The organism is Pseudomonas sp. GW821-FHT11D10 (assembly GCF_058808435.1).
Window position 1 is genome coordinate 212,748 of the sequence record NZ_JBXARR010000005.1, and the last position, 12,572, is coordinate 225,319.

Here is a 12,572-nt window from a genome sequence, read left to right on the forward strand (position 1 = left end):
CGCACTCAGCGGGCGACTTTTTCCGCCAGGTGCTTGCCGCCTTTCTGACGCTGGCGAATCCACTGCACCACTTTCCTGCCCGCGTTCATGCCTGGCTGCTCGATGTAAAGGAACGTTGCGCTGCTGATCAGTATCAGCAGACAGGTGCAGGCTGCCATCAACGGCAGGTAAACCCAGGTCTCACGGGCATCGAGGTGCAGCAACAGCGGCAGGCGCTGAACCATCAGCCAGAGCACGAAACCATGGAGCAGATAAGTGCTGTAGCTGATCTCCCCCAGCCAGCGGATGCTGCGCGGTTTCAAGGCGCCGAACAGGGTGTTGCCCGAAGCCACGATCACGAAGAACAGCGACAGCAGAAACAGCGGTGCGGTCTTGAAGGCCCGGTTGAACGCGGTGAAGGCCAGTGCCAGGGCGGCCAGGGCGATTACGGTGGCCAGTGTCGTGCGGCTCCAGGCCACCAGTTGCGGGCGTCGAACCCAATAGGCGGCGGTGATCCCGCCGAGAAAACTGGCCAGAAAATGTTTCTTCAGCGAATGCTCCCAACCGACCAGTTGGTACAGCGTGTAAATCCCGATCAGGCACAACACAACCTGTCGCCAGTTGCCGCGGTAGACGAATACCAGGGCCGCCAGTGGCAGCGCCAGATAGAAAAACACTTCATAGGCCAGCGTCCAGGTGACGTTGGAGATCAGCATGCCGGTTTGCGGATACTGGTTGACGTCCGGGCGATCGAACGTCAGCCACAACAGGCCCTGTTTGAGCAGTTGTGACACCGGTTCCTTCAGTTGCCAGTCCTGCAGGTAGAACACGGTGACGAACACCGCCAGCATCAATGGCAGGTACAGCGGATACAGCCGGAACAGCCGCGAAATGCCGAAGGCCAGCCAGTCGTGCTGACGGCCCTGGGTGAGCAGACGGCTCCAGAACAGGAAGCCGGTAATCATGAAGAACAGCGCCACACTGCCCTGACCCAGCATCGAGTAGAAGTTGCTCGGCGGAAACTCGATCACCCCCGTGCGCAGAAAGATCCAGGTGATGATCGAGTGATGCACGAATACACCGAATGCCAGATAGCCGCGCAGGCCGTCGATGCTGGCATAGCGGCTTTCGCCCGAATGCTGCAGATGGCGTGCGATCTTCGGTACGGCCCGCAGCAGCAACGCGGCGGATACGATGGCCAGCAGATAGGCGGCCGGCGCAATGAACGGACTGGTCTCAATCATCAATGAACCCGAGCCGGCGTATTGCCGGCCAGCACTTGCCTGTGCAGATTGTCTACGGCGGATTTCGACGCCGTTACGGCGTACCCCTGGAGCAGTGCCTCGAGGTGATCCTCGAACAGCCAGCGTCTGTCGACGGTGTAGCGTTGCATGTGGCGCAGATTGCGCTGACGCAGAGACAGGCTGAGGGGCGAAGGGTAGACCCGCAGGTCGGCCAGATCAATCAGCCCGAACTCCCCGTCTTCCAGCACCAGCACGTTGCCCAGATGCAGCGAGCGGAAATACACGCCTTGCTCATGCAGGCTGGCCATGAATTTGCCGAAACGCTCCACTAGCGCATGACGCACTGCAGGCGCGGTGATGCCCTGCAGCACCTGGCGCAGGGTGTGGCCCGGCAGCGGCGTGTAATGCACGGCGCTGCTGCCGTCGTCGAGGCGATAGAGGTTCAGCACCTGTGGCGTGGGAATGCCCATCCGGCGCAGCTGTTCGCTGTTGACGGCAAACCGCTCGGAATACGGGTTGAAGCTGCCCGATGTATACCAGCGTCGACGGCGAAACAGTTTGAGGAAACTGCCATCGGACAGGCGCAGGACCTTGGGCCCCAATCCATCTTCCTCGATGACCTGGGCGTCGCTGCTCAGCTGATGCAGAGCGCTTGCCGACAGCTTTTGTACCGGCATTGCCAAAAGACGTCGGGCACGTTGATTGATGCTCAGGGCCGCAATCAGCGCCAAAGGAATCCACAACAGGAACCAGTGTTCCTTGGGGCGGGAAATGATTCCGCCGCCTTCGGTCAGCCCGGCACCGATGCCGAACACCAGCCAGGTCGAGGCGATGATCAGCAATGGCTGCACGCGTTGACGCCAGCTGCTCAGCAGCCCCCAGGCCTGGAAAAACAGCCAGGGCAGCATGCCGAGGATGCCGACGTAATAAAGCACTCCCAGCGCAAAGCTGTGCGGTTCCTGGAAGTTGTAACCGACGCCCGGGTCAATCGCCAGAACCGCGTTGTAGCCGTGGCCGATCCATGGGTGCTCGGCGATTTTTTCCAGGGCTTGCTGCCAGATCTCGAAACGATAGGAGTCACCGCGTTCGATGATCATTTTCGAGAACAGCACCACCACCGTTGCGCCACCGATCGCCAGTGTGCCCAGCAGCACCAGTGAGCGACGGTTCCAGCAAATCAGGCTGAGCCACAAGGCGGCCATGGTCAGCGCCACCAGCGGGGTGCGGGAACCGGTTCCGATCACGGCCATGAACATGATCAGCATCGCAGGGATGCTGAGCCAGTACAGCCGGCGATTCTTGCAGGTCATGCTCAGACTGAGCCAGTAGGCGCAGAAAAATCCGAACAGGTGGGAGCTGAGCAGCGGGTTGTCGAACGCGCCGCCGCCGATCAGGCGCGCGCCGGGCTCGAAGTGGAGCATGAACGGAATCAGGAAGGCGATCGTTGCGATCAGGGCCACCAGTGCCGCGGCGAACAGCAACGGGGTCAGGATGTCGCTGCGGTAGCGGACCAGCAGGAAGCACCCGGCGAACAGCATCAGGGTATGCAACGGAGGTTTGAACATGCCGCCTATCGGTTCATCCTGCGGACCCCAGCAAAGACTGAGCAACGCCCAGCCGGCAAACAGCAGCAGCGCGATGAACACCGGCTCGCGCAGCATTTCCTTGAGTTCACGCGGGCGCAGGCACAGGGCGATCAGCGTCGGAATGCTGAACAGGCCGTAAAACAGCTTGTGGTGAATACTGCGGCCTGGCAGGAAGAACAGCGCGCACAAGAGCAGGAAGTAGCCGACGGGAAGTATCCACAGGCTGATGAAATCGAAAATTCGATTGGACGTACTGCTGAAGCCGCTAAGTTGCATGCTGTGTGTTTCAATCCTGAGGTTGATCAGCCATTTGTATGATGGCTATTTGACGCTGAAAAAGACGCCTAACAATAACAGCCTTTGGCCGATTGCCAGAACCCTGAAGAAGCTGTGCTAAAGTCAGCGTCCTTTTTATCGACTTTCGCGTGATATGACCGACTCCAGTCCCGCCGCAAGCCCTTCGAGCTTGAAAATCTACTTCCGCCTGCTCGGCTATGTCCGGCCGTACATCAGTCTGTTCCTGATCAGCATCGTCGGTTTTCTGATTTTTGCCTCTACCCAGCCGATGCTCGGCTACATCCTCAAGTACTTTGTCGACGGCCTGTCCAATCCCGAGGCAGTGCTGTTCCCCACCGTGCCTTACCTGCGCGACCTGCAGCTGTTGCAGGCCGTACCGCTGCTGATCATCCTGATCGCCGCGTGGCAGGGGCTGGGATCTTATCTGGGCAACTATTTCCTGGCCAAGGTTTCCCTGGGCCTGGTGCATGACCTGCGGGTGCAGCTCTTCAACAACCTGCTGGTCCTGCCCAACCGTTATTTCGACAAGCATAACTCCGGGCATCTGATTTCGCGTATCACCTTCAACGTCACCATGGTCACGGGGGCGGCAACAGATGCGATCAAGGTCGTAATCCGTGAAGGCATGACGGTGATCTTCCTGTTCGCCTCCCTGTTGTTCATGAACTGGAAGCTGACGCTGGTGATGGTTGCGATCCTGCCGCTGATCGCCGTGATGGTGCGCACCGCCAGCAAGAAATTCCGCAAGCAGAGCAAGAAGATCCAGCTGGCCATGGGCGATGTGACCCACGTCGCGTCGGAAACCATTCAAGGCTATCGCGTGGTGCGCAGCTTCGGTGGTGAAGCCTACGAGGAGAAGCGCTTCCTCGACGCCAGCCAGAGCAACACCGACAAGCAACTGCGCATGACCCGCACCGGCGCGATCTACACGCCGATGCTGCAACTGGTGATCTACAGCGCCATGGCGGTGCTGATGTTCCTGGTGCTGTTCCTGCGCGGTGACGCTTCGGCCGGTGACATGGTCGCCTACATCACTCTGGCCGGTTTGTTGCCCAAGCCGATCCGCCAGTTGTCCGAAGTCAGCTCGACCATCCAGAAGGGCGTGGCCGGTGCCGAAAGCATTTTCGAGCAACTGGACGTCGAACCGGAAGTCGATACCGGCACGGTCGAGCGCGATTCGGTCAGCGGTCGCCTCGATGTGCGCAACCTGAGCTTCACCTACCCGGGCACCGAGCGTCAGGTGCTGGACGACATCAGCTTCTCGGTCGAGCCGGGGCAGATGGTAGCGCTGGTGGGGCGTTCGGGCAGCGGCAAGTCGACCCTGGCCAACCTGATCCCGCGCTTCTATCACCACGACAAGGGCGAGATCCTGATCGACGGCGTGGAAGTGGAGCAATACAAGCTGCTCAACCTGCGCCGGCATATTGCCCAGGTCACCCAGCACGTCACACTGTTCAGCGATACCGTGGCCAACAACATCGCCTATGGCGATCTGGCCGGGGCGCCGCGCGAAGACATCGAGAAAGCCGCGCGTGATGCCTACGCGATGGACTTCATCGCGCAACTGCCTGAAGGGCTGGACACTCAGGTCGGCGAAAACGGCGTGCTGCTCTCCGGCGGTCAGCGCCAGCGTCTGGCGATTGCTCGTGCCCTGCTCAAGAACGCGCCGCTGCTGATTCTCGACGAGGCCACCTCGGCCCTCGACACCGAATCCGAGCGACACATTCAGGCTGCCCTGGATCAAGTGATGAAGGGCCGCACCACGCTGGTGATCGCTCACCGTCTGTCGACCATCGAGAAGGCCGACCTGATTCTGGTCATGGATCAGGGCCGGATCGTCGAGCGCGGCACTCACGACGAGCTGCTGGCACAGAACGGCTACTACGCACGTCTCAACGCCATGGGCCTCGACGCCCCGGCCGAAGATATCGCCTGATCCCGCCTCGAAAACGCCGGGCGTGCAATGCGCCCGGCGATTTGTATCCAGACCTTTACCCTTCTTGACCAAACCGGCATAAAACCCGGCATCGCGCTTGTTAAGGTTCCTGAACGAACTCTGACTTCACATCGAAGGGGCCATCCTCTTCGCGCGGGTGCTGGCATGCTGCAACGTTATCTCTGGAAATTGCTGCCCAAGCCGCAGCGGGCCTTTCTGCTGGGGCGCCTGTCGGTGGTTGACCGGCAAGTGGTGAACAAATCGATGTCGGCCAGTCTGGCCTTTCCCGCCGCCTTCGAGCAGCGCAACTGTCTGTTTATCCATGTGCCCAAATGCGCCGGCAGCAGCTTGTGTGCGGCGATGTTCGACGGCTGGCGTCCCGGACACCTGCCGTTGTACTGGTACGAAGAGCAATTTCCCGAACAATATGCTGCAGCCCACAAGTTCGCCTTTGTGCGCGACCCGCTGGAGCGCGCCTATTCGGCTTACGCCTTCCTGCACGGCAACAACTTGAGCGGGCGCGATCACTCCGCTCAGCAGATGGTTCGGCAATATCGGGATTTCGACGATTTTGTTACGCGCTGGCTGCACCCGGAGACGATCTCGCGGCAACTGCACTTTGCTGCGCAAACCGACTTTCTCACTGATTCACTGGGTCACCTGGCCCTGGACTTCATCGGTTACCAGGAACATCTGGAACAGGATTTCAAACAGGTCTGCGACCGCTTGGGGATGGTGTGTCAGTTGCCACACGTCAACAGCTCCCGGCAGCGCCAACCGCTGAAGGCGCGGGAGTTCTGCTCGGCGCGAACCCGTCGGCTGGTGCGTCGGGCCTATCAGCGCGACTACGAGTTGCTCGGTTATGAATGAGGCGCTGCACAGTGTGGCGACACTGCCTGCCATCAGCCCCTACAGCCTTGCGCTGTCCCGCCAGGCGCGAGCCGCGCTCAAGGGACAGCGGCCGCGTTGCCTGTGGCTGACCGGGTTGTCCGGCGCCGGCAAGTCGACCCTGGCCAATTCGCTGGAGCTGCACCTGCATCAGTTCGGGCTGCACACTTTTCTGCTCGATGGCGACAACGTGCGCAATGGCCTGTGCCGGGACCTGGGCATGGACGATGCCGGCCGCCGGGAAAACATCCGGCGCATGGCCGAAGTCGCCCGGCTGATGGTTGATGCGGGGCTGATCGTCATCGTCGCGGCGATCTCGCCGTTTCGGGCCGAGCGGGACGCTGCGCGGCAACTGTTTGCCGAGGGCGACTTCATCGAAGTGCATGTGAGCACTTCGCTCACGGTGTGCGAGCGCCGTGATCCGAAAGGTTTGTATCAGGCGGTGCGCCAGGGCCGTATCCAGCATTTCACTGGCATCGACAGCCCTTACGAGGCGCCGTTGTCGGCGGAATGCCGGATCGATACGGAAACGGTCGAGCCGAGCGAAGCCTGCGAGCGGTTGGCGGCTTTTCTGCTTAAAAAATGAGCAAAAAAGCCAGCTGTTTCATCCTGTTGCAGCCGCCGCACAAGCCTTCGCCAACCCTGTGTTAATATCGCGCCCCTGTTCATTTTGTATGTGGGTTGCTCCATGAAGTTGTCCATGCCGCGATTCGATCAAGCCCCTGTCTTGGTGGTCGGCGATGTCATGCTCGACCGTTACTGGCATGGTGGTACCTCACGGATTTCCCCTGAGGCGCCGGTTCCTGTCGTTAAAGTCGAGCAAATCGAAGACCGCCCGGGCGGTGCCGCCAACGTTGCCTTGAACATTGCCGCGCTGGGTGCGCCGGCGTCGCTGGTCGGTGTGACCGGTGACGACGAAGCCGCCGACAGCCTGAGCAACAGCCTCAAGGGTGCGGGCGTGCGAGCCTTGTTCCAGCGCATCGCGCACCAGCCGACCATCGTCAAGCTGCGGGTCATGAGCCGGCACCAGCAATTGCTGCGTATCGACTTCGAAGAACCGTTCGCCACCGACGCACTGGCCCTCGGCGCGCAGGTCGACGATCTGCTCGAAGGCATCAAGGTGCTGGTGCTGTCCGACTACGGCAAAGGCGCCCTGAAAAACCATCAGGCGCTGATCCAGGCCGCGCGTGCCAAAGGCATTCCGGTGCTGGCCGACCCGAAGGGCAAGGATTTCTCGATCTACCGTGGCGCGAGCCTGATCACCCCGAACCTCAGCGAGTTCGAAGCCATCGTCGGCGGTTGCGCCGATGAGCACGAGCTGGTGACCAAGGGCGCGACGCTGATGCACGACCTGGATCTCGGCGCATTGCTGGTGACCCGTGGCGAGCACGGCATGACCCTGCTGCGTCCGGATCATCCGGCACTGCATTTGCCTGCGCGGGCCCGTGAAGTGTTCGACGTGACCGGTGCCGGTGACACGGTGATTTCCACCCTGGCGGCCGCGATTGCCGCTGGCGAAGAACTGCCGCACGCGGTGGCGCTGGCGAACCTGGCGGCGGGCATCGTGGTCGGCAAGCTGGGTACGGCGGCGATCAGCGCCCCGGAACTGCGTCGCGCCATTCAGCGCGAAGAAGGTTCCGAGCGTGGCGTGCTGGGTCTGGAGCAACTGCTGCTGGCAGTCGCCGATGCCCGTGCGCACAACGAGAAGATCGTGTTCACCAACGGCTGCTTCGACATCCTGCATGCCGGCCACGTGACCTACCTCGAGCAGGCGCGGGCCCAGGGCGATCGCCTGATCGTTGCGATCAACGATGACGCTTCGGTCAGCCGTCTGAAAGGACCGGGCCGTCCGATCAACAGCGTTGACCGGCGCATGGCGGTTCTCGCCGGTCTCGGCGCGGTGGACTGGGTGATCAGCTTCGCCGAAGGCACCCCGGAAAACCTGCTGCGCGAGGTCAAGCCGGACGTGCTGGTGAAGGGCGGCGATTACGGCATCGACCAGGTTGTCGGCGCCGATATCGTCAAAGCCTACGGCGGCACCGTTAAAGTGCTGGGGCTGGTGGAAAACAGCTCGACCACGGCGATTGTGGAAAAAATCCGCAAGTCCGAGTGATGCAAACATAAAGACCGCGCCTGCGACGACTCTCCGGAGTCACTCGCAGGCGCGGTCTTTTGCCGTTCAGGAATTCACTTTCTTGCGTGGCACGATCTTCTTCAGCAGTTGCTTCGCCTTGCCGCGCAACCGCGCCAGCCCCGTATCCTTGGGCGGCGGCGTCAAACCCTGCTGGCGCAGCCAGTCCTTCCAGCGAATCCGCTCATCGCGCACCAGCCAGCCGTCCTGTCGGGCGAAACTTTCCGCCAGATACAGGCCGCGAGTGCCCGCCGGGTACAACTGACCTTTCTTCAGCGTGTATAGCTCGGGCAGCGGCTCGCCGTCCTGCAACGGCATCAAGTACAGATCGGGGCGCTTGCGGTCGAGCCGGGCGACCAGTTGATCGCCTTCCAGTCGTTCATCGACATGGAACAGGCTCAGATTCTTGGCTTCCTTGGGCACGTCCAGCCGCAGGTCGTAGATCAATTGCAGGGACGCGGTCGGCAAGTGCACGTAGGCTCTCGGCCGTTCGAGCAATTGCAGATTGGCGCAGCGCACTGGCCGGGCCGAACCGGATAGCGGCGTCAGGCGAAAGGGCAGGGCCTCACGATAATGTAGCGCCGACGCATAAGGTGCCGGCAGCCAGGTGTCGTTGAAACGCCCGCCGAGCCAGCCTTCCGGGGTTTCCAGCAGGCATTCTTCGGCGATCTCCTGGATCGCCGTGTGCAGCGGAATGTTCAGCTCATGGGCCGGCACGTAGCCGGAAATCAGCTTGAGCACCACATCGCCGCGATCCTGCCGGCGCTGGCGCACCAGCACCCAGTAATCGCGATTCTGCCAGTGCAGGGTCAGGCGCACCGAGACGCCGAGGTTGGCCAGTTCCAGTGCAAAGCGCTCGGCGTCGGCCACGCTGACCGGTTTGCGTCGCTGCAGGGTCTGGGCGAAATTCAGCGGCATGCCCACGCTCTGGTAGGTCAGGCCTTCCGGCGTGGCTTCGACGAACAGCGGCAGCGTCTTGAAGTTGCTCGGGTTCTTTCTGATGAGCGTACGCGGCATGTCGGCTCCTGCTTAAGGCCGCGAGGCGGCGTCAGTGACCACGAAGGACCTGGGCAACGGTCGCAACGTTATGGGCGAGGTGCAGCGGATTGATCGTCCCGACGATGGCACTGGCCACGCCGGGCTGGGCGAACAGCAATTCGAAGCTGGCGCGCACCGGATCCACGCCGGGACTCAGGCACACGTGACCGCTGGCCAGCGCCTTTTTCACCAGAATGGCTTTGCCGTGGGCAGCAGCATAGTCAATGACCGCCTTCTCGTTTTGTTCGTTCAGATTGTAGGTGACCATCGCGCAGTCGCCTTGCTCCAGTGCTTTGAGGCCACCGTCGACGGTTTTGCCGGAAAAACCGAAGCCGCGAATCTTGCCCTCGGCCTTGAGTGCCGCGAGGGTTGCGTAGACTTCGCTGTCGTTGAGAATCGCCAGATCGTTACCGTCGGAGTGCACCAGCACCAGATCGATAAAATCGGTTTCAAGACGTTGCAGGCTGCGCTCCACCGACATCCGCGTGTGAGCGGCGCTGAAGTCGTGGGTCGACTGGCCGTCGACAAATTCTTCGCCGACCTTGCTGACGATCACCCAGTCCTGGCGCTGACCGCGCAACAGCGGGCCGAGGCGCTCTTCGCTGCGGCCATAGGCCGGGGCGGTGTCGATCAGGTTGATGCCCAGCTCCCGCGCTTGCTTGAGCAGCATGCGCGCAGCGTCGTCGTCGGGGATCTGGAAGCCGTTGGGGTATTTCACGCCCTGGTCGCGGCCTAACTTGACGGTGCCCAGGCCCAGCGGCGAAACCAGCAGGCCGGTGCTGCCCAGCGGGCGATACAGATCGTGCAGGGTTGGCAGGCTCATGGCAGCAGTTGCTCCCAGGCGGGAATGCCCATCGGTGGTTTTGGCAGCTCGGGCAGCGGAGCAGCGTGGCTTGGCTGGATGCCATCGCGCTCCAGGGAGGCAATCACGCGGTCAGCGAAGTCTGGCGCCAGGGCGAGTTTGGTTGGCCAGCCCACCAGCAGGCGACCTTCTTCGGCGAGGAACGCGTTGTCCGGGCGGGTCAGGCCGGTTTGCAGCGGCTCGGCGCGGTCGACGCGTAAAGTCGCCCATTGCACGGTGCTCAGGTCGATCCATGGCAACAATTGGCCAAGTTCTTTTTTAGCGGTGGCGATCTGTTCGGCCGGCTCACGGGCCACGCCTTCGGATTCGGCAATGTCGCCACCCAGATACCAGACCCACTGACCGTCAGCGGCCGGGTGGGTGGTCACGGTGATGCGCGGCTTGGTGCCGCCACCGAGGCAGTGCGCGTACAGCGGCTTCAGGCCCGGGCCCTTGGCGATGATCATGTGCAGCGGCCGGCGTTGCATGGCCGGATGAGTCAGGCCCAAAGCCGTGAGCAGGTCGGCAGTACCGGCACCGGCACTGAGTACGATGCGCTGGGCGCGGATCTCACGGCCGTCGACTTTCAGGCCAACCAGCACGCCGCTTTCCAGCAGCGGCTCGATGGTCTGGCCGGCGAGCAGACCGTCGCCCGACAGGTCGGCCAGACGCTGGATCAGGCTCGGTACGTCGATCACCAGTTCGGCGAGGCGGTAGACCTTGCCCTTGAAACGCTTGTCTTGCAGGGCCGGTGGCAGTTGATCGCCCTTGACCTGATCGACCCGGCCACGCACCGCTTTGCTGGCGAAGAAACTGGTGAGGTTGCCGGCCAGGGTGCCCGGCGACCACAGGTAATGGGCTTCGGACAGCAGGCGCACGCCGGTCAGGTCCAGTTCGCCGTTGCCGGCCAGGGCTTCGCGCCAGCGGCGCGGCATGTCGGCGATGGCTTCCGAGGCGCCGGTCAGCGCACCGTGCAGCGCGTACTTGGCGCCGCCGTGGATGATGCCCTGGGACTTCACACTCTGCCCGCCGCCGAGGCTGGCGCTTTCCACCAGCACGGTCGAGAAACCCTGGCGACGCAGGCGCGCGTTCAGCCAGAGACCGGCGACACCCGCGCCGACAATCAGCACGTCGGTGGAAATTGGAGATGGCATGCAACGACCTCAGTGTTCAAGACGAGGGCGCAGTATACAGACTCGGGGAAAAGGGGATTTGTCGATGATCAACAGAGGGAATGCTCGAGCCCTTACAGGAGCGAGTGCCTGCAAGGGCTTAGGTCAGGATCAGTGGCCGGCGGTTTTCGAGAACAGCTGAATCACCACCACGCCGAGCACGATCAGCGCCATCCCGAGCATCGCCGGGACATCCAGCTTCTGCCCATAAATGAACAGCGCCGCGACGCTGACCATCACGATGCCCATGCCGGCCCACACCGCGTAGGCCACGCCCACCGGCACGCTGCGTACCACCAGGGTCAGCATCCAGAATGCAATGGCGTAGCCGACGATGACCAGCACCAGTGGCAAAGGCGTGCTGAAGCCTTTGACGGCTTTCATCGAAACGGTCGCGATCACTTCGGCACAGATGGCGATGGCCAGGTAGACGTAAGCGTTCATGTTCAAATCCTCGTGTGTAGCGTTGCTTTCTGAGGCGGCATTCTAGTGACTCCCCAGATGGGGTAAAGTCATTACCTATCTGTTTACAAGATGGGTTGGCCGATGAGCATGCAGTGGAATCTGGAGCAGTTGCGGGTGTTCGTCGCGGTGGCCGAACAGCGTTCGTTTTCCGCCGTGGCGCGTCAGCAACGCAAGGCGCAGTCGGCGATCAGCAGCGCGATTGCCATGCTCGAGGACGATCTCGGTGTCAGTCTGTTCGAGCGTAGCAGTGGTCGCCAGCCGAGTCTTACCGAAACGGGTGAAGCCTTGTTGGAAGAGGCGCGTGAAGTGTTGCGTCAGTGCGAGCGCCTGAACGGTCGGGCCGTGGCCATGATGCGCGGGCAGGAAGCGCAGCTGCGGGTGGCCCAGGACGAGGCGATGCCTTATCAGGCGCTGGTGGAAAGCTTCGGCGCGCTGGCCGAGCAGTTTCCCAGTCTTGAAGTTCAGTTGACCAGCGCCGCCCAGGGCGAGGTTTCGCGCAAGCTGGTGGAGCGCCGGGCCGATCTCGGGTTGCTGTTCTATCATGACGAAATCCCCGAAGCATTGGAGCGTCGGGTGCTGGGCAGTGTGGAAATGGTCACGGTCTGCGGCGTCAATCATCCGCTGGCGGCGCAATCCCGGGTCAACTGTCAGCAGCTTGCTCAACATCGGCAACTGCTGATGTCGACCCAGACCAGCGTCTATCCCGGCAGCGAACCGGCCAGTCCGCAGGTGTGGCGCGCCGACAGTTTCTACGTGATGGCCGAATGGCTGGTGCGCGACCTCGGCTGGGCCTGGCTGCCGCGCCACGTGGTGCAGTACTCGGCGTATCAGGGCCTGATGGTGGAGCTCGACAGCGAATGGACGCCGCCGGCGCTGGTGGTGGAACTGGTCTGGCGCCGCGACGAACCGCTGGGACCGGCCGCCCGTTGGCTGGCGGAGCGATTTGCCATACACCTGCGGGCGATCGGCGGCAAAAGCCGATAAACTCCGCCGCC

Annotated in this window: 11 protein-coding genes; 5 read left to right on the top strand and 6 right to left on the bottom strand. The window is 62.1% G+C overall.

All coding sequences use genetic code 11. The annotated features are described in order from the left end of the window. Positions 1–5: 5 nt before the first annotated feature. The gene (locus tag AC1RT4_RS17425) at positions 6–1,223 is read right to left on the bottom strand and encodes an acyltransferase family protein (RefSeq protein WP_493086578.1); all 1,218 of its coding nucleotides are present in this window, start codon (positions 1,221–1,223) and stop codon (positions 6–8) included. After that, a complete protein-coding gene (locus AC1RT4_RS17430; RefSeq protein WP_493086579.1) occupies positions 1,223–3,085 on the bottom strand; it encodes an O-antigen ligase family protein in 1,863 nt (620 codons plus the stop codon). The genes AC1RT4_RS17425 and AC1RT4_RS17430 overlap by 1 nt, the downstream gene beginning before the upstream one ends. Before the next feature lie 154 nt (positions 3,086–3,239). Between AC1RT4_RS17430 and msbA the strand changes: the two genes are divergently transcribed. The 4 genes from msbA to hldE all read left to right on the top strand — a co-directional run bounded on the left by msbA (position 3,240) and on the right by hldE (position 8,043). Next, a complete protein-coding gene (gene msbA / locus AC1RT4_RS17435; protein ID WP_493086581.1) occupies positions 3,240–5,042 on the top strand; it encodes a lipid A export permease/ATP-binding protein MsbA in 1,803 nt (600 codons plus the stop codon). A 165-nt stretch (positions 5,043–5,207) separates the two neighbouring features. Then, positions 5,208–5,912, top strand: a complete 705-nt coding sequence (locus tag AC1RT4_RS17440) for a sulfotransferase family 2 domain-containing protein (RefSeq protein ID WP_493086583.1) — start codon at positions 5,208–5,210, stop codon at positions 5,910–5,912. Then, positions 5,905–6,516, top strand: coding sequence for an adenylyl-sulfate kinase (gene cysC, locus AC1RT4_RS17445; protein WP_493086585.1), 612 nt, complete (start codon positions 5,905–5,907; stop codon positions 6,514–6,516). Before AC1RT4_RS17440 ends, cysC begins: the two co-directional genes overlap by 8 nt. A 102-nt stretch (positions 6,517–6,618) precedes the next feature. Then, positions 6,619–8,043, top strand: coding sequence for a bifunctional D-glycero-beta-D-manno-heptose-7-phosphate kinase/D-glycero-beta-D-manno-heptose 1-phosphate adenylyltransferase HldE (hldE, locus tag AC1RT4_RS17450; RefSeq protein ID WP_007952241.1), 1,425 nt, complete (start codon positions 6,619–6,621; stop codon positions 8,041–8,043). A 66-nt stretch (positions 8,044–8,109) separates the two neighbouring features. On the opposite strand, the gene AC1RT4_RS17455 is transcribed toward hldE, so the two are convergent. The 4 genes from AC1RT4_RS17455 to AC1RT4_RS17470 all read right to left on the bottom strand — a co-directional run bounded on the left by AC1RT4_RS17455 (position 8,110) and on the right by AC1RT4_RS17470 (position 11,556). Beyond that, the gene (locus AC1RT4_RS17455) at positions 8,110–9,078 is read right to left on the bottom strand and encodes a hypothetical protein (protein ID WP_007952240.1); all 969 of its coding nucleotides are present in this window, start codon (positions 9,076–9,078) and stop codon (positions 8,110–8,112) included. Between the two features lie 31 nt (positions 9,079–9,109). After that, positions 9,110–9,922, bottom strand: coding sequence for an aldo/keto reductase (locus tag AC1RT4_RS17460; RefSeq protein ID WP_493086587.1), 813 nt, complete (start codon positions 9,920–9,922; stop codon positions 9,110–9,112). Beyond that, positions 9,919–11,094: an NAD(P)/FAD-dependent oxidoreductase gene (locus AC1RT4_RS17465; RefSeq protein WP_493086589.1), complete on the bottom strand. Its 1,176-nt coding sequence runs from the start codon at positions 11,092–11,094 to the stop codon at positions 9,919–9,921. The genes AC1RT4_RS17460 and AC1RT4_RS17465 overlap by 4 nt, the downstream gene beginning before the upstream one ends. Before the next feature lie 129 nt (positions 11,095–11,223). After that, positions 11,224–11,556 carry a DMT family transporter gene (locus AC1RT4_RS17470; RefSeq protein WP_085608473.1) on the bottom strand — a complete coding sequence of 111 codons (333 nt, stop codon included), beginning with the start codon at positions 11,554–11,556 and terminating at the stop codon, positions 11,224–11,226. Positions 11,557–11,658: 102 nt separating this feature from the next. On the opposite strand from AC1RT4_RS17470, the gene AC1RT4_RS17475 reads away from it, so the two are divergent. Then, entirely contained in the window at positions 11,659–12,561 is a 903-nt protein-coding gene (locus AC1RT4_RS17475; RefSeq protein ID WP_007952236.1) for a LysR family transcriptional regulator, read from the top strand. Positions 12,562–12,572: the final 11 nt, after the last annotated feature.